This is a genomic window from Rubellimicrobium roseum (genome assembly GCF_006152145.1).
Taxonomy (GTDB): Bacteria; Pseudomonadota; Alphaproteobacteria; order Rhodobacterales; family Rhodobacteraceae; genus Rubellimicrobium; species Rubellimicrobium roseum.
Genome location: NZ_VDFV01000007.1, coordinates 1 through 22957, shown reverse-complemented (window position 1 = coordinate 22957; position 22957 = coordinate 1). Strand labels below are relative to the sequence as shown.

General features: G+C 68.8%; 22 protein-coding genes and 1 pseudogene. 17 read left to right on the top strand and 6 right to left on the bottom strand.

The window, feature by feature from the left end; translation table 11 throughout:
- Nucleotides 1-72: 72 nt before the first annotated feature.
- The 6 genes from chrA (at nt 73) to FHG71_RS07910 (ending at nt 4434) form a co-directional block, all read left to right on the top strand.
- Nucleotides 73-1341 (top strand): chromate efflux transporter, encoded by a 1269-nt coding sequence (gene chrA, locus FHG71_RS07935; RefSeq protein WP_246045381.1) that lies wholly within the window; start codon nt 73-75, stop codon nt 1339-1341.
- A gap of 73 nt (nt 1342-1414) precedes the next feature.
- Nucleotides 1415-1879, top strand: coding sequence for an SspB family protein (locus FHG71_RS07930; RefSeq protein ID WP_139081099.1), 465 nt, complete (start codon nt 1415-1417; stop codon nt 1877-1879).
- A 64-nt stretch (nt 1880-1943) separates the two neighbouring features.
- Nucleotides 1944-3335: a class II fumarate hydratase gene (fumC, locus tag FHG71_RS07925; protein ID WP_139081098.1), complete on the top strand. Its 1392-nt coding sequence runs from the start codon at nt 1944-1946 to the stop codon at nt 3333-3335.
- Nucleotides 3336-3344: 9 nt separating this feature from the next.
- Nucleotides 3345-3527, top strand: coding sequence for a DUF4169 family protein (locus tag FHG71_RS07920; RefSeq protein WP_139081097.1), 183 nt, complete (start codon nt 3345-3347; stop codon nt 3525-3527).
- Nucleotides 3524-3742, top strand: a complete 219-nt coding sequence (locus tag FHG71_RS07915) for a ribbon-helix-helix domain-containing protein (protein WP_139081096.1) — start codon at nt 3524-3526, stop codon at nt 3740-3742. Before FHG71_RS07920 ends, FHG71_RS07915 begins: the two co-directional genes overlap by 4 nt.
- Before the next feature lie 38 nt (nt 3743-3780).
- Nucleotides 3781-4434 carry a hypothetical protein gene (locus FHG71_RS07910; protein WP_139081095.1) on the top strand — a complete coding sequence of 218 codons (654 nt, stop codon included), beginning with the start codon at nt 3781-3783 and terminating at the stop codon, nt 4432-4434.
- A 1-nt stretch (nt 4435) separates the two neighbouring features.
- Here the strand turns inward: FHG71_RS07910 and FHG71_RS07905 are convergent, their stop codons facing one another.
- A complete protein-coding gene (locus tag FHG71_RS07905; RefSeq protein ID WP_139081094.1) occupies nt 4436-5191 on the bottom strand; it encodes a cytochrome c biogenesis CcdA family protein in 756 nt (251 codons plus the stop codon).
- 251 nt (nt 5192-5442) lie between these two features.
- Here FHG71_RS07905 and FHG71_RS07900 point away from each other — a divergent pair, with 251 nt between their 5' ends.
- A complete protein-coding gene (locus FHG71_RS07900) occupies nt 5443-6273 on the top strand; it encodes a sulfite exporter TauE/SafE family protein (protein WP_139081128.1) in 831 nt (276 codons plus the stop codon).
- Between the two features lies 1 nt (nt 6274).
- Here the strand turns inward: FHG71_RS07900 and FHG71_RS07895 are convergent, their stop codons facing one another.
- Nucleotides 6275-7570 carry a D-amino acid dehydrogenase gene (locus FHG71_RS07895; RefSeq protein ID WP_139081093.1) on the bottom strand — a complete coding sequence of 432 codons (1296 nt, stop codon included), beginning with the start codon at nt 7568-7570 and terminating at the stop codon, nt 6275-6277.
- A 283-nt stretch (nt 7571-7853) separates the two neighbouring features.
- Between FHG71_RS07895 and gcvT the strand changes: the two genes are divergently transcribed.
- The 3 genes from gcvT to gcvP are packed head-to-tail and all read left to right on the top strand — an operon-like array spanning nt 7854 to nt 12190.
- Nucleotides 7854-8984 (top strand): glycine cleavage system aminomethyltransferase GcvT, encoded by a 1131-nt coding sequence (gene gcvT / locus FHG71_RS07890; protein WP_139081092.1) that lies wholly within the window; start codon nt 7854-7856, stop codon nt 8982-8984.
- A gap of 9 nt (nt 8985-8993) precedes the next feature.
- The gene (gcvH, locus tag FHG71_RS07885; protein ID WP_139081091.1) at nt 8994-9353 is read left to right on the top strand and encodes a glycine cleavage system protein GcvH; all 360 of its coding nucleotides are present in this window, start codon (nt 8994-8996) and stop codon (nt 9351-9353) included.
- The gene (gene gcvP, locus FHG71_RS07880; RefSeq protein WP_139081090.1) at nt 9350-12190 is read left to right on the top strand and encodes an aminomethyl-transferring glycine dehydrogenase; all 2841 of its coding nucleotides are present in this window, start codon (nt 9350-9352) and stop codon (nt 12188-12190) included. The genes gcvH and gcvP overlap by 4 nt, the downstream gene beginning before the upstream one ends.
- A 16-nt stretch (nt 12191-12206) precedes the next feature.
- Here gcvP and FHG71_RS07875 read toward each other — a convergent pair whose 3' ends face one another.
- The 3 genes from FHG71_RS07875 to FHG71_RS07865 all read right to left on the bottom strand — a co-directional run bounded on the left by FHG71_RS07875 (nt 12207) and on the right by FHG71_RS07865 (nt 14382).
- Nucleotides 12207-12602, bottom strand: coding sequence for a hypothetical protein (locus tag FHG71_RS07875; protein ID WP_139081089.1), 396 nt, complete (start codon nt 12600-12602; stop codon nt 12207-12209).
- A 79-nt stretch (nt 12603-12681) separates the two neighbouring features.
- Nucleotides 12682-13524, bottom strand: a complete 843-nt coding sequence (locus FHG71_RS07870) for an amidohydrolase family protein (protein WP_139081088.1) — start codon at nt 13522-13524, stop codon at nt 12682-12684.
- Nucleotides 13525-13536: 12 nt separating this feature from the next.
- The gene (locus tag FHG71_RS07865; protein ID WP_139081087.1) at nt 13537-14382 is read right to left on the bottom strand and encodes a fumarylacetoacetate hydrolase family protein; all 846 of its coding nucleotides are present in this window, start codon (nt 14380-14382) and stop codon (nt 13537-13539) included.
- 324 nt (nt 14383-14706) lie between these two features.
- Between FHG71_RS07865 and FHG71_RS07860 the strand changes: the two genes are divergently transcribed.
- From FHG71_RS07860 to FHG71_RS07835, 6 genes are all read left to right on the top strand, one after another.
- Nucleotides 14707-14895, top strand: a complete 189-nt coding sequence (locus FHG71_RS07860) for a hypothetical protein (protein WP_139081086.1) — start codon at nt 14707-14709, stop codon at nt 14893-14895.
- Nucleotides 14896-15029: 134 nt separating this feature from the next.
- Complete coding sequence (locus tag FHG71_RS07855; protein WP_139081085.1) at nt 15030-15350, top strand: TfoX/Sxy family DNA transformation protein; 321 nt, start codon at nt 15030-15032, stop codon at nt 15348-15350.
- Between the two features lie 61 nt (nt 15351-15411).
- Nucleotides 15412-15891: a lytic transglycosylase domain-containing protein gene (locus FHG71_RS07850; protein ID WP_139081084.1), complete on the top strand. Its 480-nt coding sequence runs from the start codon at nt 15412-15414 to the stop codon at nt 15889-15891.
- 480 nt (nt 15892-16371) lie between these two features.
- Nucleotides 16372-19971, top strand: coding sequence for a vitamin B12-dependent ribonucleotide reductase (locus tag FHG71_RS07845; protein WP_139081083.1), 3600 nt, complete (start codon nt 16372-16374; stop codon nt 19969-19971).
- A 242-nt stretch (nt 19972-20213) separates the two neighbouring features.
- A complete protein-coding gene (locus tag FHG71_RS07840) occupies nt 20214-20675 on the top strand; it encodes a hypothetical protein (RefSeq protein WP_139081082.1) in 462 nt (153 codons plus the stop codon).
- Nucleotides 20675-21700 (top strand): serine/threonine-protein kinase, encoded by a 1026-nt coding sequence (locus tag FHG71_RS07835; RefSeq protein ID WP_139081081.1) that lies wholly within the window; start codon nt 20675-20677, stop codon nt 21698-21700. The genes FHG71_RS07840 and FHG71_RS07835 overlap by 1 nt, the downstream gene beginning before the upstream one ends.
- Nucleotides 21701-21791: 91 nt before the next feature.
- On the opposite strand, the gene FHG71_RS07830 is transcribed toward FHG71_RS07835, so the two are convergent.
- Nucleotides 21792-22262, bottom strand: coding sequence for a heme-degrading domain-containing protein (locus FHG71_RS07830; protein ID WP_139081080.1), 471 nt, complete (start codon nt 22260-22262; stop codon nt 21792-21794).
- A 132-nt stretch (nt 22263-22394) separates the two neighbouring features.
- Here FHG71_RS07830 and FHG71_RS07825 point away from each other — a divergent pair.
- A pseudogene (locus FHG71_RS07825) lies at nt 22395-22957 on the top strand (transposase); the annotation flags it as partial.

Sequence of the window (22957 nt, the reverse complement as noted above, 5' to 3'; positions counted from 1 at the left end):
GTCATCAGACTGTCGCTTGACCTCACCATGAGTCGCGGCCGATGCAGCGCCGACCGATGCGAAGGACCTTTCGTGACTCCACCGTCCCCCAGCCTGGCCGAACTGACGCGCGTCTTCCTTCGCATCGGGCTCCTCTCCTTCGGCGGCCCGGCCGCGCAGATCGCGCTGATGCACCGCGAGCTGGTCGAGGAGCGCCCCTGGCTGTCCGAGCAGGAATATCTCCGCGCGCTGTCCTTCTGCATGCTGCTGCCCGGTCCCGAGGCGATGCAGCTCGCCACCTTCGCCGGCTGGCGTCTCCACGGGCTGACCGGCGGCCTGATCGCCGGAGGGCTCTTCGTGCTGCCCGGCGCGCTGGTGATCTTCGCGCTGGCCTTCGCCTATGGCGCCTTCATCGACATGGCCCTGGTCCAGGCACTGTTCCTGGGGGTCAAGGCCACCGTGGTCGTCATCGTCGTCGAGGCGATCCTCCGTGTCGCCAAGCGCGCGCTCCGGTCGCGCGACCACTGGGTGCTGGCGGGCCTCGCCTTCGTCGCGCTCTTCCTCTTCGCCGTGCCCTTCCCGCTCGTGGTGCTGGCCGCCGGCCTCTACGGCGCCCTGACCGCCGGAACGGCGCCGCGCGACCTCGCGCCCCCGCGCCTCGACCCCCGCACGCTCGCCGTGACGCTGACCGCGGGGCTCCTGCTCTGGTGGACCCCCGTCGCGCTGACGGCCTTGGCCGGGCAGGGCTTCCTCACCGACCTCGGCCTCTTCTTCTCCAAGCTCGCCGTCGTGACCTTCGGCGGCGCCTACGCCGTCCTGAGCTACATGGCGCAGGAGGTGGTGAACGCCTACCGCTGGGTCGGCACAGCCCAGCTCATGGACGCCCTCGGCCTGGCCGAGACGACGCCGGGTCCCCTGATCCTCGTGACGGCCTTCGTGGCGATCGTCGCCGGGCTCAACCAGGGCAGCGTCGCGCTGGGGCTGGCCGGCGGCCTCATGGCGCTCTGGGTCACCTTCGTCCCCTGTTTCCTGTGGATCTTCGCCGGGGCCCCCCTCGTGGACTGGATCGCCGGCCAGCCGCGCCTCAGGGCCGCGCTGTCGGCCATCACCGCCGCCGTGGTGGGCGTGATCCTCAACCTGTCCGTCTGGTTCGCGCTCCATGTCCTCTTCACCGAGGCGCCGACCGTCCAGGCCGGCCCCTTCACCACCGCCGTCCCGGTCTGGAGCACCTTCCAGCCGGTCGCGGCCGCGCTGGCGGCGGTCGCGGGATGGCTCCTGCTGCGCCGCCATGTCGGCATGGTCCCGACCCTCGGCATCGTCGCCACGCTGGCCGTGCTGCTGCATCTCGCGGGGCTCGCGTGACGGCGCTCCGCCCCCTCTTCCCCCTTCCGCCGATTTCCCTATGCTCGGCGCCGTGCAACCGGAGGCAGGGCTCGTGACGCGTTCGATCGACTACGGCAACCTCATGCATCGCGCGATGCGCGGTCTGATCCACGAGGTCCTGGCCGACGTGGCCGCCAACGGCCTGCCCGGCAAGCACCACTTCTTCATCACCTTCGACACCCAGCACCCGGACGTCGAGATCGCCGACTGGCTGTCGGACCGCTACCCCGGCGAGATGACCATCGTCCTCCAGCACTGGTTCGCCGACCTGGAGACGGGCGAGGACGGCTTCTCGGTCACTCTGAACTTCGGCGACAACCCCGAGCCGCTCTACATCCCCTGGGACGCGGTCAAGACCTTCGTCGACCCCTCCGTCGAGTTCGGCCTCCGCTTCGAGACGCAGGCCGCCTCGCAGCAGACCCCCGAGCCCGAGCCTCCGCCCCCCAGCCCCAAGCCCGAACCCAAGGGCGAGCGTGGCGCCGCGCAGGTGGTCAGCCTCGACAAGTTCCGCAAGTAGGCCCGTTGCCCCCCTCCGCGCCGCAGGCTAGTAGCGTATGCGACGGTATACCGGGGAGGACAGGATGACCGCGACGAGGATCGAGACCGACAGCTTCGGCCCCCTCGAGGTGCCGGCGGACCGCTACTGGGGCGCGCAGACCCAACGGTCGATCCAGAACTTCCCGATCGGCTGGGAGCGGCAGCCCATCGCCGTCGTGCGGGCGCTGGGCTTCATCAAGCAGGCCTGTGCCGAGGCCAACAAGGCGCGCGGCGCGATTCCCGCCGAGCTGGCCGACGCCATGATCGCCGCCGCCGCCGAGGTCGCGGCCGGCAGGCTCGACGACCACTTCCCGCTAGTGGTCTGGCAGACCGGCTCGGGCACCCAGACCAACATGAACGCGAACGAGGTGATCTCGAATCGCGCCATCGAGATGCTGGGCGGCGAGATGGGCTGCAAGAAGCCCATCCACCCCAACGACCACGTCAACATGGGCCAGTCGTCGAACGACACCTACCCGACCGCGATGCACGTCGCGGCCGCGACGACCGCCCGCGACGTGCTGCTGCCCGGCCTGCGCCACCTGCACGCGGCGCTGTTGGCCAAGTCCGAGGACTTCGCCGACATCATCAAGATCGGCCGCACCCACACGATGGACGCGACACCCCTGACCCTGGGCCAGGAGTTCGGCGGTTACGCCCACCAGCTCGCCAAGGCGATCCAGCGGATCGAATCGGCGCTTCCGGACATCTACGAACTCGCGCAGGGCGGCACCGCCGTGGGCACCGGCCTCAACTCGCCTGTGGGCTGGGGCGAAACGGTGGCGGCGAACCTCGCCCGCCTCACCGGCCTGCCCTTCGTCACCGCCCCCAACAAGTTCGAGGCGCTGGCCGCCCATGACGCCCTCGTGCAACTCTCCGGCGCGCTCAAGTCGGCCGCCGCCGGCATCTACAAGCTCGCCCACGACATCCGCATGCTGGGCTCCGGCCCCCGCTGCGGCCTGGGCGAGCTGAAGCTGCCCGAGAACGAGCCCGGCTCCTCGATCATGCCCGGCAAGGTGAACCCGACCCAGGTCGAGGCCATCACCATGGTCTGCGCGCATGTCATGGGCAACGACGCCGCCGTGGGCTTCGCGGGCTCCCAAGGCCACTTCGAGCTGAACGTCATGAAGCCGATGATCGCCTACAACGTCCTGCAATCCATGCAGCTCCTGGGCGACGCGGCCCGTGCCTTCACCGACAACTGCGTCGTGGGGATCGAGGCCGACCGGGTCCGCATCGACCGGCTCATGCGCGAATCGCTGATGCTGGTGACGGCGCTCGCGCCCACGATCGGCTACGACAAGGCCACGACGGTCGCCAAGACCGCACACAAGAACGGGACGACCCTGCGCGAGGAGGCGATCAACCTCGGCTACGTCGACGCCGAGACCTTCGACCGCGTCGTGCGCCCCGAGGACATGATCGCCCCCGGCTGAGGAGGACCGATGACCGGCTCTGTCGTCAACCTCAACAAGGCCCGCAAGACCCGCGACCGCGCCGCTGACAAGGCGCGGGCCGACGCCAACGCCGTCAAGCACGGCCGCACCAAGGCCCAGCGCCTCCTCGAGGCCACGCAGGCCGAGAAGGCGCGCCGGGCGCTGGACCAGGCGAAGTTCGACGAGGAATGAGCGGGCGCCCGGTCAAGCGCTCGCTCACGCTGCATGGCCACCGCACGAGCGTCTCGCTCGAGGAGGCCTTCTGGGCCGAGTTCCGCCGCCTCGCTTCGGCCGACGGCGTACCGCTCAACCGCCTGGCCGAACGGATCGACGAGGCGCGGGGCGACGTGGGTCTCGCCTCCGCGATCCGGGTCTACGTGCTCGAACGGGCGCTCGGGGAACGCTAGGGGCGGCTCCGCCGTTCGACGGGGGAAGGAGCCCCCCGATGTCCGCCGCCCCCATCGCCTCGACGCGTCCCCTGCCCGGCGCCCTGATCGACGCCCGGCTCTGGCTCACCCTGTCCTGGGCCGGCGCGGTGGTCTTCGCCGCCGCGCTCGCGACCCTGGCGCTGCTCGGCCGCTGGGACGAGGTCCTCATCGCCACCTGCTTCTTCGTGCCCATGCTGGTCGTGAAGGTCCTTCCCCATGGGCTGCCGAACCTGTTCGTGGCCGTGATGACCGCCTGCTTCCTCATCAGCGCCGGCGGCTGGGCCTGGGACTGGTATGGGCGCTTCTGGTGGTTCGACGTCCTGCTCCATCTCGTGAACCCGCTCGTCATCATGGCGGGCTCCATGTTCATGCTGTGGAAGGCCGAGCTTCTCGCCCACGCGCCGTGCAAGGGCCGGTTCGTGCTCTGGTCCACCGTCATCGGCCTGGGGCTCGGCGCGGCGTGGGAGGTGTTCGAGTACACCTACCTGCCGCTGACCTGGCCCGACACGATCCTCGACCTCGTGATGGACACCGCGGGCGCGGCACTGGGCGGTTGGCTCGCCATCTGGCTCATCGAGCAGCGCGGCCTGCCGCCCGAGGGTCACCGCCGGCTTTCCCGCCTGCGGATCTGGGCGCTGCGCGGCCGGGTCCCCGCCCCGGTCCGCCGCTAGGTCAGCCGATCGTCGCCAGCGCCGGAAAGGTCTCCAGCAGCCACCACGAGAAGGCCGTGAACTGCCCCGTCAGCATCAGCAGCCCCACCGTCCAGAGCAGGAGCCCCGAGCTGCGCTCGATCCAGCCCATGTTCCGCTTCATCGCCGCCATGACGCCGCCCAGTCGCGGGAAGAAGGCTGCCACCAGCAGGAACGGGATGCCGAGCCCGATCGCATAGGTCGCGAGCAGCGCGGTCCCGCGCGCCAGATCCGCCTCGGTCGCCGCGAGCCCCAGGATCGTCCCCAGGATCGGCCCAAGGCACGGCGTCCAGCCGAAGGCAAAGGCGAGCCCCAGCACATAGGCCCCGAACGCCGAGCCCCCCCGGTCCCCCGCCTCGATCCGCGCTTCTCGCGCCAGGAACGGGATGCGGACCACTCCCAGGAAATGCGCGCCGAACAGCATGATGACCAGCCCCGCCGCCGGCACGAACCACCCCTGCCACACCAGCATTGCCCGCCCCAGCGTCGAGGCCGCGGCCCCCAGCAGCAGGAACACGGTCGAAAGGCCCAGCACGAAGAACGACGCCGCCAGCAGCGCCCGCTTGCGTGCCGCCCTCGCCTCGGCCATCTCGGTGACGGACACGCCCCCCATGTAGGCCAGGTAAGGCGGCACGATGGGCAGGACGCAGGGACTCAGGAAGGACAGGAGCCCCGCCACCAGCGCGACCAGCATCGCCGGCAACAGCGTCGCATCGAGGATCATGTCGGAGCTGAACATCGCGGTTCCCTGGCTGGCCCGTATCTGGTCTACCCTGCCGCTGCGACGCCGTCACCGGGGCACGGCGTCACAACCCCTGGAACGGTCTCAACCGTTCCTTAACCCTCTCGTGCCATGCTGACGGCAAGCCGCTCGGGGGCCGCCACCCCCGAGGCATGCGGGACCCGTCCCGCGGGGTCGGGCCTCGTTGCGCCTGCATCCCAACGGGCCTACCAAGCCGCGACCCGCTGCTGGAGCCCCGGATGCCCACGATGGAAACCCTCACCGACCTCTTCGTCGACGTCCTGCCGATGCTGGTGGCGCTTTTGGCCGCCGGGACGGTGATCGGATTCCTGGCGGGACTTTTCGGGATCGGCGGCGGAGCCATCTCGGTCCCGGTTTTCTACCAGGCCTTCGGTGTCATCGGCCTGTCCGACGAGGTGCGGATGCCGCTCGCCGTGGGCACCTCGCTCGCGGTCATCATCCCGACCTCGTTCCTCTCGGCGCGCGCGCATCTCCGGCGCGGCACGGTAGACACCGCGCTCCTGCGGGTCTGGATCGTCCCCGTGATCTTGGGGGTCGTCTTGGGCGCGTTGATCGCCCGCATCGCCGACCCTTGGGTGTTCAAGGTCGTCTTCGTGGGCGTGGCGGGCGTGAACGCCGCCAAGCTCCTCCTCGGGGGCGAGGGCTGGCGGGTCCGCGACAGCCTGCCGGGCAAGTGGGCGCTTCGAGCCTACGGCGCCATCACCGGGGTCCTGTCGGCGCTCATGGGCATCGGCGGCGGCGCGATCACCAACCTGATCCTGACGCTCCACGGCGTCCCCATCCACCGCGCGGTGTCCACGGGCGCGGGCGCGGGGGTGCTGATCGCGTTCCCCGCCACCCTGGGCTACGTCTATGCCGGTTGGGGCAAGCCGGGCCTGCCGCTCGACGCCACGGGCTACGTCTCCTGGCTCACGTTCTTGGCGACCGTGCCCACGACGCTCGTGACCACGCGGCTCGGCGTGGCGCTCGCCCACCGCCTGAGCCGCCGCCAACTGGAAACGGCCTTTGGCCTGTTCCTCCTGTTCGTCTCGGCGCGGTTCCTGTGGGACCTGCTCTGATTCAGGCCCGCGCCGGCACCAGCGTCCCTGCCCTGCCCGCCTCGCGTCCGTAGCGCGCGATGCCGAGGTCGGCCGTCTCGATCTCGGACCGCCGGCCCGACACGATGTCCGCCAGCACCCGGCCCGAGCCCGCCGCCATCGTCCAGCCCAGTGTGCCGTGCCCGGTGTTGAGGAACAGCCCTGGCACCGGGGTCCGACCCACCACCGGTGTCCCGTCCGGCGTCATGGGGCGCAGCCCGCACCAGAACTCGACCCGGCTCAGGTCGCCCGCGCCGCCGAAGAGTCCGCCCAGCGAATGCTCCAGAGTCGCCCGGCGCGCGGCCTTCAGCGACAGGTCGAAGCCCGCGATCTCGGCCAGCCCGCCCACCCGGATGCGGTCCCCCAGCCGGGTGATCGCCACCTTGTGGGTCTCGTCCATGACGGTGGAGACCGGCGCGAGCGCCTCGTCCACCACGGGCAGCGTCAGCGAATAGCCCTTCACGGGATAGACCGGCAGGTCGAGCCCCAGCCCCTTCACCAGCGCGGGCGAGTAGCTGCCCAGAGCCACGACCACGGCATCGCCCGTCACTATGCCTTCCGAGGTCACGGCCCCGCGCACCCGGCCGCCTTCGACGACCAGCCGCTCGACGCCCACGCCCCAGCGGAACTCGACGCCCTGCGCCGCCGCCAGATCAGCGAGCCGCGTGGTGAACTTGAAGCAGTCGCCCGTCTCGTCGCCCGGCAGCCGCAGCCCGCCCGCGATCGGCCCCCTGGCGGCGCGCAGCCCCGGCTCGGCGGCCCGGCAACCCTCGGCGTCCAGCACTTCGAAGGCCACGCCGCCCTCGCGCAGCACGGCAATGTCCTTCCCGGCCGCCTCGACCTGCGCCTCGGTGCGGAAGAGCTGGAGCGTCCCCTGCGTCCGCTCGTCATAGGCGATGCCCGTCTCGGACCGCAGCCCTTCCAGGCAGTCGCGGGAGTACTCGGCCAGCCGCACCATCCGCGCCTTGTTCGCCTTGTAGGCCTCGGGCGTGCAGTTCGCGAGCATCCGGGCCAGCCAAGACAGCTTCGCCACATCGGGCCTGAGGCCCACGACGAGCGGCGCGTGCTTCTGGAACATCCATTTCATCGCCTTGAGCGGGATGCCCGGCGCAGCCCAGGGGGCCGAGTAGCCGGGACTCACCTCGCCGGCATTGGCGAAGCTCGTCTCCCGCGCCGGAGCGGGCTGGCGGTCCAGCACCACGACCTCATGCCCCGCCTGCGACAGGTACCAGGCCGAGGTGACGCCGATGACGCCCGCGCCAAGGATGACGATCTTCATGGCCCTGCTCTCCCGCAAACTCCCGTGACGCCACGGGATTTATTACGGCGGGCGCGGAATCGGCTCGCAAAGTCGAGCGTGCCAAAAGAACGAAATGCAAGGACGTTGCGCGACTGAGCTGTCAAGTGCGAATTCCTCCCTAGATGAGAACTTTCAGCCGCAGATTGTCCCGGAGGCGCGACGAACTCTTGCCCGATCCGGCCCGGCGAGCCACTTGCCACCCGCCGGCCCGCGGCGCTACGCCTAAGGGACAGGACGGCGCCCGGAAAACAGGGGGAGGCGCGTGGACGACGCTCATTCCGCACCGCTCAGACGCTTGCCGCTCCACGACCTGCATGTGGCGCAGGGGGCGCGGCTCGTGCCCTTCGCCGGCTGGGAGATGCCGGTGCAGTACGCCGCCGGCGTCATGGCCGAGCACCTGCACACCCGCGCGGGGGCAAGCCTCTTCGACGTGAGCCACATGGGTCAGGTGCTCCTGCGCCCCCGCGACGGGATCGACCAGCTCGCCCGCTGCCTCGAGGCGCTGGTCCCCGCCGACATCTGCGGCCTGTCCGAGGGTCGGCAGCGCTATGCGCTCTTCACCGACGACGCGGGGGGCATCCGCGACGACCTCATGGTGGCCCATCGCGGGGACCATTTCCTCGTGGTCGTCAACGCTTCCATGCGCGAGGCCGACCTCGCCCATCTGCGTGATGGGCTCGCGCGGGCCGAGGTGATCGAGGTCACCGACCGCGCGCTCCTCGCGCTCCAGGGCCCCGGCGCCGAGGCGGCGCTCGCAGCGCTCCTGCCCGGCGTGGAGACCCTGCGCTTCATGGACTCGCGCGAGATCGGGCGGGACGGGGGCGCGTTCTGGATCTCGCGTTCGGGCTACACCGGCGAGGACGGGTTCGAGATCTCGGTCCCGCTCTCGGCCGCCGAGGCCTTCGCCACTGCCCTCCTCGCCCAGCCCGGCGTGAAGCCTGCGGGCCTGGGTGCCCGCGACTCGCTTCGTCTCGAAGCCGGGCTTCCGCTCTACGGGCAGGACATCGACCGCACCACCAGCCCCGTCGAGGCCGGGCTTGGCTGGTCCATCGGCAAGGCCCGCCGAACGGGGGGCGCCCGCGTCGGCGGGTTTCCCGGCGCCGACCGTATCCTGCGGCAGATCGACCTCGGCGTGCGGCGCGTCCGCGTGGGCCTTCGCCCCGAGGGCCGTGCCCCCATGCGTGCGGGCGTGGAGCTGTCAGGTCCCGAGGGCCACGCCGGACGCGTCACCTCCGGCGGCTTCGGCCCGTCGGTCGGTGCCCCCGTCGCGATGGCCTACGTGGACGCCCAACTCGCGGCCCCCGGCACGACCCTTACCGGCGAGGTTCGAGGCAAGCCGCTCCCCGTGACGGTCGCGCCCCTTCCCTTCGTTCCTTCCTCCTTCAAGCGCTGAGGCCCCTGCATGAAGTTCACCGAAGACCACGAATGGCTCCGCCCCGAGGGCGACCTGATCGTCGTGGGCATCACCGAGCACGCCGCCAAGGAGCTCGGCGACATCGTCTTCGTCGAGCTGCCCGAGGTCGACGCCATGGTCGCGCAGGGCGACGAGGTCGTGGTGATCGAGAGCGTCAAGGCCGCCTCGGACATCCTCGCCCCCGTCGACGGCGAGATCGTCGAGGTCAACCCCAAGCTCACCGCCAACCCCGGCCTGGTGAACGACGATCCTCTGGGCGAGGGCTGGTTCTTCAAGATCCGCGTCGACGACATGACCGTGCTCGACGACTTCATGGACGAGGACGAGTATCAGGACCAGATCGCATGACCGCCTGGCAGCCCACGGCCTACGACCCCGACGACTTCGCGAACCGCCGCCACATCGGCCCGTCGCCCTCCGAGATGGAGGAGATGCTGCGGGCCGTGGGCGCCCCCAGCCTCGACGCGTTGATCGACGAGACGGTGCCGCCCTCGATCCGGCAGGACGCGCCCCTGTCCTGGGCACCCCTGACCGAACGGGAGCTGCTCGGGCGGATGCGCGAGGTCGCGGGCCGGAACCGGGTGATGACCTCGCTCATCGGCCAAGGCTACCACGGCACCTTTACGCCGCCCGCCATCCAGCGGAACATCCTGGAAAATCCCGCCTGGTACACCGCCTACACCCCCTACCAGCCCGAGATCGCGCAGGGGCGTCTCGAGGCGCTCCTGAACTTCCAGACGGTGGTGGCGGACCTGACGGGCCTGCCCGTCGCCAACGCCTCGCTCCTCGACGAGGCCACCGCCGCCGCCGAGGCCATGACAATGGCCGAGCGCAGCGCCAAGTCGAAGGCCCGCGCCTTCTTCGTGGCCGACGACCTGCACCCGCAGATCAAGGCCGTGATCCGCACCCGCGCCGAGCCTTTGGCGATCGAAGTGATCGAAGGGCCGGCAGAGGCGCTCGATCCGTCAAGGGTCTTCGGCGCGATCTTCCAGTATCCCGGCACCTTTGGCCATGCCCGCGACCTGTCCGCCGACATCGCCCGGCTCCACGAAGCGCAGGCGCTCGCCGTCGTCGCCACCGACCTCCTCGCGCTCACGCTCCTCAAGGAGCCCGGCGCGATGGGCGCCGACATAGCTGTCGGCTCGGCCCAGCGCTTCGGCGTGCCGATGGGCTACGGCGGCCCGCATGCCGCCTTCCTGTCCTGCCGCGACGCGCTCAAGCGGTCCATGCCCGGTCGCATCGTCGGCGTCTCGGTTGACAGCCGTGGCAACCGCGCCTACCGCCTTGCGCTCCAGACGCGCGAGCAGCACATCCGACGCGAGAAGGCGACCTCGAACGTCTGCACCGCGCAGGCGCTCCTCGCCGTCATGGCCTCGATGTACGCCGTCTTCCACGGCCCCAAGGGCCTGCGCGCCATCGCCGAGCGGGTACACCTCCAGACTCAGCGCCTGTCGCGCGCGCTGCGCGCCGCCGGGGCCAAGGTGTCGCCCGAGCACTTCTTCGACACCCTGACCGTCGAGGTCGGCGTGGGCCAGGCCGGCATCCTCGCCGCCGCGCGGGCCGAGGGGCTGAACCTCCGCCGGATCGGCACCGATCGCGTGGGCATCTCGCTCGACGAGACCACCGACGAGAACGTGCTCCTCCGTGTCCTGCGCGCCTTCGGCATCGACGCCGCCGCCCCGCACCGGGGGATGCCTGCGATCCCCGAAAACCTGCTGCGGTCAAGCGATTACCTGACGCATCCGGTGTTCCACATGAACCGGGCGGAATCCGAGATGATGCGCTACATGCGCCGCCTCTCGGACCGCGACCTCGCGCTCGACCGGGCGATGATCCCGCTCGGCTCCTGTACCATGAAGCTGAACGCGGCAGCCGAGATGATGCCGCTCACCTGGCCCGAGTTCGCGCACCTCCACCCCTTCGCGCCGCGCGACCAGGCGCAAGGCTACCACGAGGCGATCGAGGACCTGAGCCGGAAGCTCTGCGAGATCACCGGCTACGAGGCTTTCTCCATGCAGCCCAACTCCGGCGCGCAGGGGGAATACGCGGGGCTCCTGACCATCCGCGCCTATCACCGCGCGAACGGCGACCATGACCGGACGGTCTGCCTCATCCCCGTCTCGGCCCACGGCACCAACCCTGCCTCGGCGCAGATGGCGGGGATGGAGGTGGTGGTCACGAAGACGGCCCCCAACGGCGACATCGACCTCGACGACTTCCGCGCCAAGGCCGAGGCCGCCGGCCCCCGCCTCGCCGCCTGCATGATCACCTATCCGTCGACGCATGGCGTCTTCGAGGACACGCTGCGCGAGGTCTGCCAGATCACCCACCAGCACGGCGGGCAGGTTTACCTTGATGGCGCGAACATGAACGCCCTCGTGGGCCTCGTGAAGCCCGGCGAGGTCGGCGCGGACGTCTCGCACCTCAACCTCCACAAGACCTTCGCCATCCCGCACGGCGGCGGCGGCCCCGGCATGGGCCCGATCGGCGTCAAGGCGCACCTCGCGCCGCATCTCCCCTCCGATCCCCAGACCGGAGAGGCCGGGGCCGTCAGCGCCGCCCCCTACGGCTCGGCCTCGATCCTGCTCATCTCCTGGGCCTACTGCCTGCTGATGGGCGGCGCGGGCCTCGCGCAGGCGACCAAGGTGGCGATCCTGAACGCCAATTACGTAGCGGCCCGGCTCCGGGGGGCTTACCCGATTCTCTTTGCGGGCAATCGGGGCCGTGTGGCGCACGAGTGCATCCTCGACACCCGGCCCTTCGCGGCCCATGGCGTTACCGTGGACGACATCGCTAAGCGCCTCATCGACAACGGCTTCCACGCCCCCACCATGAGCTGGCCCGTCGCCGGCACCCTGATGGTCGAGCCCACGGAGTCCGAGCCCAAGGCCGAGATCGACCGCTTCCTCGCGGCGCTCCTCGCGATCCGCGAGGAGATCCGCGCCATCGAGAACGGCGACCAGAAGGCCGAGGAATCCCCCCTCCGCCGCGCCCCTCACACCGTCGAGGATCTGGTGGCCGACTGGGACCGCCCCTACACGCGCGAACAGGGCTGCTTCCCGCCGGGCGCCTTCCGGGTGGACAAGTACTGGCCGCCCGTGGGCCGGGTGGATAACGCCTACGGCGACCGCAACCTCGTCTGCACCTGCCCGCCGGTCGAGGAGTATGCGCAGGCGGCGGAGTGATCCGCCGCCCCGGCCTTCAGCGCATCAACTGGGCCACGAGGAACGGCGCCGCAAGGATGAAGACCACGACCCAGACCCAGAGCGTCGGCTGTGTCGGATCGTAGTTCGCGGCGATCTCGGTCCAGCTCCGCCCTTCCGTCCGACCGACCCCGGTCTCGAAGACCAGCGTCCCCACGACCCAGGCGGCCCCGATCCCCCAGAGAGCACCCGCGGAAAGCGGCCCCTGCCATCGCAGGAAGACCCAGGTCAGACCAAGCACGACGCCCACAAGCATCGCAGCGCTCAGGGGCCGTGCCAGGCCCGCGCCGAGGGCCGGAACGAGGGCGGTCTCCCGCAGGATGCCATTGGCGACGGCACAGACGGCCATCGCGGCCCAGATCGCCAGCGCGGCAAGGATGGTCGAGGTGTTCATGGCCCGCGGCTCCCGTCGGACGACCCGTCACGCTCCTTCTAGGACCGCCCAGGCAGGCCCGCCTTGATCCAGCGCAAGATCAGGCTGCCGGCAGCGCGACGCTGTAGAGTCGCTCCGCGTTCCGGTATCCGATCATTTCCTGCTCGTTCGCGGACAGGTCGCCCAGCACGGCCCGGGTCACCGACAGCCACCCCTCCATCCCGAGCCCCAGGTTCGCCACCGGCCAGTCCGATCCCCAGACCATCCGCGCGGGCGTGAAGGTCTCGACCACATGGTCGATCCACGGCCGCAGCGACTCCAGCGAGGCCGTGCCCGGCGCGGCATAGGCGCTGATCCCCGACAGTTTCACGTTCACGTTGGGGCAGGCCGCGACCTCCCGCAGCCCCTCTGCCCATATGTTCCACTGGCCGCCCGCGATATCCGGCGTGCCGCAATGGTCGAGCACGAAGGTCATGTCGGGGCAGGCCCGCGCGAGGTCGCGCGCCAGATGAAGGGTGCGCCCCAGAACGTTGATGTCGAAGGGATACCCGGCCCGCCCGATCCTCCGCACGTTGGCACGGAAGCCCTCGTGCAGCGACACGTCCTCGGCCACGTCCTCGTGCAGGATGCGCCGCCAACCCACGACCCCGAGATCGCGCCCTTCCTCCAGCCAGGCCTCGAAGCCCTCGTCCGTCTCGGGCCGGCAGTTGGCGATCTGCCCCAGGAGCCGCCCCTCGCGGATAAGCGACGCGACCCAGCGCGACTCGGCCTTCCAGTCGAGCGCCGCGACCTCCATGAAGATCGCCCCCCTGACCCGCCCGCCGTAGAGATCCAGCGCCTCCTCCAGCGGAAAATCCCGCTGGAGCGGCGGCACCCGGTGCGTCCAGGCGTGGCCCGTGACGCTCCGGTCGATCAGGTGCAGGTGGGTGTCGATCAGGTCCATGGCTGCGCGCCCTCAGGCGTCCGGCTCGCAGACCTGCCGCTGCTCGCCCAAGCCCCTGATGCCCAGTTCCACGACGTCGCCGACCTTCAGGAACTGCGGCGGCTTCTGCCCCAGGCCCACGCCCGGCGGCGTCCCGGTCGAGATCACGTCGCCCGGATGCAGGCTCATGAACTGGCTCAGGTAGCTCACCAGATGAGCCACGCCGTAGACCATGGTGCGGGTGGAGCCGTCCTGCTTGGTCTCGCCGTTCACGCGGCACCACATGGACAGGTCCTGCGGGTCCGCGACCTCGTCGCGCGTCACAAGCCAGGGCCCGAGCTGGCCGAAGTTGTCGCACGACTTGCCCTTGGTCCACTGCCCCGCCCGCTCGGCCTGGAAAGCCCGCTCGGAGACGTCGTTGGCCACCGCGTAGCCCGCCACATGGGACAGCGCTTCGTCCTCGCTGACGTACTTTGCGTGCCGGCCGATGATGACCGCCAGCTCGACCTCCCAGTCGGTCTTCTGGCTGCCGCGCGGGATCAGGATCGGGTCGTTGGGCCCGCAGATGGCCGAGGTGGCCTTCATGAAGATCACGGGCTCGGGCGGCACCTGAAGCCCCGACTCGGCCGCGTGGTCGGCGTAGTTGAGCCCGATGCAGATGAACTTGCCCGTGCCGCCCACGCAGGGGCCCAGGCGCGTGGCCGCATCCACGACCGGCAGGCTCGACGGGTCCACGGCCCGGATCGCCTGCAGCCCTTGGTCGGACAGCACCGCCCCCGCGATGTCGGGGACCACGCCCGACAGGTCCCGGATCGTGCCGTCCTCATGCACAAGGCCCGGCCGCTCCGAGCCGCGCTCGCCATGGCGCAACAGTTTCATGCCCGCTCTCCCATTCCTTCAGACATCGGTCGGGCCGTCGATGATCGCCACGACCGATGGGCCCACGCCGACCGGCGCCCTTGTGACGGGTCGCCGCCGGTTCCTCCCGCCTTCACAGGATTGTGTCGCAGGCTTCCCCAAAGGATGCAACGCCTTCCGCCGCTGTGGCGAGCCCGCCACGCCCCGCAGGCTCACGTAAACATGGATCTCCGCAGACCGCCCGACACACCCCACATTGCAAGTCAAGGCGAGGAAGCAAGCCTTGTCCGGAAACCACCAGATCGGGAAGACAGCCCGACCCACACGAGCAGAGGACGACCCATCATGTCGAATGCGCAGATCGCCGCGCAGCCAGGCGCCGAACAGGCCGGGGCCGACCAGTCCGGCGCCTCGGGCGCGCGCCTGTCCCAACCCGGAGCGTCCCGTTCCGCCTCTCCGCGGGCTCCGGTGCAGGCCGCCTTCGGCGACGGCTCGGGCGCGGCGATCGTGTTCCGCGACTACGCCAGCATCTGACCTTCTGTCCCGGACCCACAGCGGCCCGCCTCTCCCTCGGGCCGTGTCCGGGATCACTGGCGGCCGGGGCGACGACGCCCTCGCAACGGTGCCGAGCGCCGGCCATCCCTTTCCACCCTCACGAAGGCGCCCGCATGAGCGCGATCTCCTCCCTGCGCAACCTGGGGCCCGCCACCGAGGCCGCGTTCCGCCGCGCCGGCATCGAATCGGCCGAGGAGCTTTGCGCTCTAGGCGCGGACGCCGCCTATGCCCGGCTCCTCGCGACCGGCGAGCGGCCTCACTTCATCGGCTACTACGTCCTGCACATGGCCCTGCAGGACCGGCCCTGGACCGATTGCCAGGGCGACGAGAAGGCCGCTCTGCGCGCCCGCTTCGACGCGCTCAAGGCGGCGCGGGCCGGCGATGAGCGGATTGAAGCCGAACTGGACGCCTTGGGCGTGGGTCGGCGCCGCTAGGCCGCTTGCGCGCTGACCGTTCTTGGTTAGCGTCCGCACCGGACAGTCAAGCGGAGCCTCCATGAATTCCTTCGCCATTCGCCGGGCGGCGCTCGCCCTGGCGCTCCTCCCCCTTGCAGCCTGCGGCACGGGGCGCGACGCGGCGAAGGCACCCCAGGCGGTCGAGATCGGCGGCCCCGCCGAGATGCGCTCCCTGATCGAGACGACCGCCGAGTCCCTCGACATCCCGCCCGAGCTTCTGGACCACGTGGTCCGCGTCGAGAGCGGCTATAATCCCGCCGCCCGCAACGGCACCTACCTGGGACTCATGCAGATCGCGCCCCAGACCGCCCGGACGATGGGCTACGAGGGACCCGACTCGGGCCTCCTCGACGCCCGCACCAACCTGCGCTGGGGCGGCGCCTACCTGCGCGGCGCCTGGATCGTCGCCAATGGCAACCTCGAGCGGGCCTACGACTGGTATCGTCGCGGCTACTACTACGAGGCGCGAGACCGTGGCCTTCTGGTCGAGACCGGCCTCGCCAAGCGCGAGCTGCGCTAGGAACGCCTCTGACCCGACGACACCGCCCGATTCCCGGCACGCCGCCTCGCCCCGGTCCGTTCGGGCCCGCCGTCACGCATGCACCAGCTCTGATCCAGCCGGACCGTAATCACGGACCCGGAGCTGCGCTGCACGGCCCTTCGTAGTCCCGCCTTGGACAATTCATTTCCACTCCGATTGTGACGCTCAGGTCACATTCCTGTGGATAAGATTGGGGACGGCTGCCGTAAGAATCGGAGATATCCACACGGACTCGGATCTGGTCTTGAGTCAAAGCCTTTCTGCGACTTTTCCACAACAGAAAGAGCATTGCGAGCGGGAACGGGATACATCAGTCTGTGTTCTCGAAGCAGTTGCCCACTAGATGTGGTGGGACAGAACGGACAAACGCGAAGCAAGGGACCGGGGCGGAAAGCACTCGAATGTCGTCCATTGGACGGCAGCGTCTCTCTTCGTTTTCCATGTTTGGAGGACAGGACGATGCAAATCGAACGCGCATTCACCACCGAGGGTCGGGATGCTTATGAGGGCATCTCTTTCCGCACCACCGCCTCGGAGATCCGCAATCCCGACGGCACCACGGTCTTCAAGCTCGACACGCTCGAAGTGCCGGAAGCTTGGTCGCAGGTCGCGGCCGACGTGATCGCCCAGAAGTACTTCCGCAAGGCGGGCGTCCCCTCGGCCACCACGCCCGTCGAGGAAGAGGGTGTTCCCCTCTGGCTCCGCCGCTCGGTCCCGGCCAAGGACGCCACTCTCGGCGGCGAAACCTCGGCCCGCCAGGTCTTCGACCGTCTTGCGGGGGCCTGGGCCTACTGGGGCTGGAAGGGCGGCTACTTCACCGCCGAAACCGACGCCCGCGCCTATTACGACGAGATGCGGCACATGCTGGCCCGCCAGATGGGCGCGCCGAATAGCCCGCAGTGGTTCAACACCGGCCTGCACTGGGCCTATGGCATCGACGGCCCGGCGCAGGGCCACTACTACGTCGACTTCCAGACGGGCGAGCTCGTCCGCTCCCAGTCGGCCTACGAACATCCGCAGCCTCACGCCTGCTTCATCCAGTCCGTGCAGGACGACCTCGTGAACGAGGGCGGGATTATGGACCTCTGGGTGCGCGAGGCTCGGCTCTTCAAATACGGCTCGGGCACCGGCACCAACTTCTCCTCGCTCCGCGGCGAGGGCGAGAAGCTGTCGGGCGGCGGCCGCTCCTCGGGCCTGATGGGCTTTCTTAAGATCGGCGACCGCGCGGCGGGCGCGATCAAGTCGGGCGGCACCACGCGCCGCGCGGCCAAGATGGTGATCGTCGACGCCGACCACCCCGACATCGAGGCCTTCATCAACTGGAAGGTCATCGAGGAGCAGAAGGTGGCGTCCATCGTCGCCGGCTCCAAGATGCACGAGAAGCGCCTCAACGGCATCTTCGCCGCGCTCAAGGCCTGGGACGGCGAACCGGCCGACGCCTACGAGCCCGCCAAGAACGCCGCCCTCAAGGCCGCCATCCGCGACGCCAAGCGCTCGGCCATCCCCGAGACCTACATCAAGCGCGTGCTCGACTACGCCCGCCAGGGCTTCGACTCGATCGAGTTCCCGACCTACGACACCGACTGGGATTCCGAGGCCTACGCCTCCGTCTCGGGCCAGAACTCGAACAACTCGATCCGCGTCACCGACACCTTCCTGCGCGCGGTCGAGGCCGACGGCGACTGGCAGCTCAAGGCGCGCCGCGACGGCAAGGTCACGAAGTCGATCAAGGCCCGCGATCTGTGGGACCAGATCGGCCACGCCGCCTGGGCCTGCGCCGATCCCGGCATCCAGTTCCATGACACCGTGAACGCCTGGCATACCTGCCCGGCCAACGGCCCGATCCGGGGCTCGAACCCCTGCTCGGAGTACATGTTCCTGGACGACACGGCCTGCAACCTGGCCTCGCTCAACCTCCTGACCTTCTGGGACGGCGAGGAGTTCGACGCGGCCCGCTACATCCACGCGGTCAAGCTCTGGACCCTCACGCTCGAGATCAGCGTGACCATGGCGCAGTTCCCCTCCAAGGAGATCGCGCAGCTTTCCTACGACTTCCGCACGCTGGGCCTGGGCTACGCCAACATCGGCGGGCTCCTGATGAACATGGGCCTGGGCTACGACTCGGCCGAGGGCCGGGCGCTCTGCGGCGCGCTGACCGCCATCATGACCGGCACCGCCTACGCCACCTCCGCCGAGATCGCCGCCGAGCTAGGCCCCTTCGCGGGCTACGAGCGCAACCGCCAGTCCATGCTGCGCGTCATCCGCAACCACCGCCGCGCCGCCCATGGCCAAGCCGGGGGCTACGAGAACCTCGCCGTCAAGCCCGTGCCGCTCGACCATGCCAACGTGCTCGACGCCCGCCTCTCGGAACTGGCCATGCAGGCCTGGGACGAGGCGCTGACCCTGGGCGAGGCCCACGGCTTCCGCAACGCCCAGACGACGGTGATCGCGCCCACGGGCACCATCGGCCTCGTCATGGACTGCGACACCACCGGCATCGAGCCCGACTTCGCCCTGGTGAAGTTCAAGAAGCTCGCCGGCGGCGGCTACTTCAAGATCATCAACCAGTCGGTCCCCGCAGCGCTCGACAAGCTGGGCTACGCCCCCGCCGAGATCGAGGAGATCATCGCCTACGCCGTTGGCCACCGCACGCTCGGCAACGCCCCCGGCATCAACCACACGGCGCTGATCGGCCACGGCTTCGGCCCCGAGGAGCTGGAGAAGATCGAAGCCGCCCTGCCCCAGGCCTTCGACATCCGCTTCGTCTTCAATCAGTGGACTCTGGGCGAGGAGTTCTGCACCAAGACGCTGGGCATCCCGGCCGCCAAGCTCAACGACCCGGGCTTCGACCTCCTGCGCCACCTGGGCTTCACCCGCGCGCAGATCGACGCGGCCAACGACCATGTCTGCGGGACGATGACGCTCGAAGGCGCGCCCTACCTGCGCGAGGAGCACCTTTCCGTCTTCGACTGCGCCAACCCCTGCGGCAAGAAGGGTCGGCGTTTCCTGTCGGTTGAGTCGCACATCACGATGATGGCCGCGGCGCAGAGCTTCATCTCGGGCGCCATCTCCAAGACCATCAACATGCCGAACGGCGCGACGATCAAGGACTGCCAGGACGCCTACATGCTGTCCTGGAGCCTGGGGGTGAAGGCCAACGCGCTGTACCGCGATGGCTCCAAGCTCTCGCAGCCCCTCGCCTCCGCCCTCATCGACGGCGACGAGGAGGCCGAGGAGATCCTGGCCAACGGCTCGGTGCCCGAGAAGGTCGCCGTGATGGCCGAGAAGATCGTGGAGAAAATCGTCGTCCGCGAAGTCCGCACCCGCGAGCGCGAGAAGATGCCCGCCCGCCGCAAGGGCTACACCCAGAAGGCAATCATCGGCGGCCACAAGGTCTATCTCCGCACCGGTGAATACGGCGACGGCCGCTTGGGCGAGATCTTCCTCGACATGCACAAGGAAGGCGCGGGCTTCCGGGCGATGATGAACAACTTCGCCATCGCCGTCTCTGTCGGCCTTCAATACGGCGTGCCGCTCGAGGAGTTCGTGGACGCCTTCACCTTCACCCGCTTCGAGCCCGCGGGCATGGTGCAGGGCAACGACTCGATCAAGTCGGCGACCTCCATCCTCGACTACATCTTCCGCGAGCTGGCGATCTCCTACCTCGACCGCACCGACCTCGCCCATGTCGCCCCCAAGGGCGCGAGCTTCGACGAACTGGGCCAGGGCGAGGCCGAGCGCAACGTCTCGCCCGTCTCCGACCGGGTGGCGACGCAGTCGATCAGGCTCCTCAAGGAGATCAGCTCGACCGGCTACCTGCGCAAGCGCCTGCCTCAGGACCTGATCGCCGCCGCGACCAGCATGGCCGAGCCCGCCGCGACCTACGAGCCCTCGACCTCGGCCACGGCGCTCGCCACCGGCACGATCAGCGCCCGCGACAAGGCCCGCATCCAGGGCTACGAGGGCGACCCCTGCGGCGAATGCGGCAACTACACGCTGGTGCGCAACGGCACCTGCATGAAGTGCAACACCTGCGGCGGCACGAGCGGCTGCAGCTGAGTGTTGACTAAAAGTGCCGGGTTGCCAACGACCTATAAGCATGCACAGTCGGCGGCTTTGCATGCACACCCCCTGTCAAGAGTTTTCCTTCAGGTGCTCTGACCGGGGGCCAACTACCACAACAGGTGACAGAGCGCTGGTGCGGCGCTCCGGACCTCACGGCCTCGCCCGGGCTGGGCAGCTCCAGCCTGGGCGGAGCGGTTAGAGCCCATTCCGGGCGGCCGCTTCGGACATCAACAGTTATGGAGAACGCGCCTCTGACGGTTCTTGGATTCAATCTCAGAAAAGGGGAGCTGCATTACTGCTCCCTTGGCGGGTCGAAATCGCAGCCAATCTACGTCGCCCATGGCCGCGATCCGTTCGACCCGAGCCAATCCCGAGCGGCGCTCTCCCACTTCTTTCGGCAGACGTTCGGCGAGGTAATCGGGGCCAACAACCCCGACCAGCTCGCTTACCGATTGTCGATGGACGCCAAGAGCGCCGACCAGATGGCCTATCTGGTGTTCCCGTTCGGAGTGCTCAACCTGCTGGGCTTCGAGAAGGGGCTGCCGACTCACGAGTTCACATCGCAGTCGTTCACTCCGAAGGCGCTGGGCTACAAAGGCGACAAGCTCGCGGCCTGCGATGAGCTCATCGCCTGCCGGCCGAATAGCTGGCCTGACGGGGCCAAATATGCGGCCCTTGCAGCTTGGATGGTCCTCTGATGTTGGCACTCGCTCCTGTAAATCTGCAGGCCGGACAGGCTATCCCGAACAAATACGAGGTGGTGCGTCCGCTCGGTCGCGGCGCATTCGGTGAGGTATACCACGTCCGGAACCTGCACCTGGGTCGAGACTCGGCCTTGAAGCTGATTCGGGTTGAAGATCCTTCTTCGTACCGAGAGATAGTGGAGGCCCAGGCCCAATACCTTTGCACGCACGATCATGTGGTGAAGGTGCTCACAGCCGACGTGCTTAACGGTGCGGTCCTGATCGAAATGGAGCTTCTGGAAGGCGGATCACTGGGTGATGCGCTGATGCGCGGCTTCGTGCCCGCGATCGACTCCATGGTCTACATGAAGCACGTCCTGTTCGCGCTTGAGCACGCCCACGCTAAGGGCATTGTTCATCGCGACGTGAAGCCCGGCAACATCATGCTTTCCGGCTCGGTAGCGAAGCTCTCCGACTTCGGAACCGTGATCCACCCCGAGAGCGGGATCATGGCGTCGGCTTGCTTCTATCATCCACATGCCTCGCCCGAGGCAGCGAACGGTTACGAGTTCTCAGCGGCCAGCGATGTTTACGCGGCCGGGGTGACGTTGCTCCGGGCGGTGAATAACCAGCCGAGCTTGGGCGCAGTGCTCGCTGATCCCGAGTGGCCACGCCTTGTCAGCGAAGGCAGGCTGGCCGCCCGGATCGGCTTCGCCGACCACGTGCCCCCCGCGCTAAAACGTCTCATCAACAAAGCAACTCACGCGGACATCGAGCAGCGCTTTCGCTCGGCCAAGGAGTTCCGGCAGGCTCTGGAGCGACTTCGGCCGGCGCGGCCGTGGATCCGCATGAGCGACGACAGATGGACGTGTAGTTATGGCGGCAAAGAGGAGATCGCTCAGGTGCAGCCTGGGCCTTGTCCGACGGTCATTTACACCGTGGACGGGCGACGTCGTCGTGAACACTGCGGAAGCTACAGGACGGAGCACGAGGCTCGGCACCAGCTGGCAAGGATCATTGCCCAAACAACTCTCCACTGAGGAGGCCCGCTTCTTGGTACCGCCATTCCGCCCGCCGCAGCGCCAAGTCAAGAAGCACGAAATCTGACCAGTGAGGTCGGTAAAATTGAACTTAGAAGCCGCCCCTAAGATCGTGGATGGCGGACACGACAAGCTGGTGGTCCTCGACATCCGGGATCCCGCTCACCGTTGCAACGCCCACCAGACCCACGTCGCGCACAAAGATCGGCACGGCCCCGCCGCTGGCCACGAACTCCGTCTCGGGGAGGCCATACCGCTCGCTGAGCGTCACGCCTTTGCTCTCGCAAGCAAGCCGCATGTAGAGCGAGCTGTGGTGAAAGCGCAGGGCAACGGCCCGCTTCCGTCGGATCCACTCGCTGTTGTCGGGCGTGGCCCCGGGCAACAGCGCAAAGAACACGGGCGCGGTGCCATGGAAGACCTCAACAGCGATGGGCAAGCGCCGCTCGGATGCCACGCTCCGGATGCGCACCCCGAGATCCCAGGCGGAGGCATAATCGAACCGGTCAAGGACGAGGCTCGCCTCCTCGGCCAGCAGGTCTTCCATGGTTGGGGATGAGCTCATCGTGGGTCCTGCTCCGTTGTCTGTGGTCGGCCTGCATGGTGACTGTCTGTCCCGGATCAGCGCCCATGAGACATACTGGGGTGTTTTGTGAGAGGAGGATGTCTGGTTCATCGCAGCCGCCAAGGAGCGAAGATGAAGCAGACATCCGGGCCAACCAAGAAGGCTCCTGCTGAAGCCGTCCTGAAGGACATCCGGCGCGCCACCCGCCGCCAGTTCTCTGCCGAGGAGAAGATCCGCATCGTGCTGGAGGGCTTGCGCGGGGAGGACAGCATCGCCGAGCTGTGCCGGCGCGAGGGGATCAGCAGCTCGATGTACTATGGCTGGTCCAAGGAGTTCCTCGAGGCCGGCAAGAAGAGGCTGGCGGGCGACACCGCCCGGGCCGCGACCTCGGACGAGGTGAAGGAGCTCCGCCGCGAGGCCAGCGCCCTGAAGGAGGTCGTGGCCGACCTCACCCTCGAGAACCGCCTGCTCAAAAAAAGCATGAGCGGGGCTGGGGGCGACGACGCATGAGGTACCCCGCATCCGAGAAGGCCGAGATCATCCGCCTGGTCGAGCAGTCACACCTGCCGGTCAGGCGCACCCTGGAGAAGCTCGGGATCCCGAGAGCCACGTTCTACCGCTGGTACGAGCTCTACCAGACCGGAGGACCTGAGGCGCTCGAGGACCGCCCCTCCCGGCCCAGCCGGGTCTGGAAC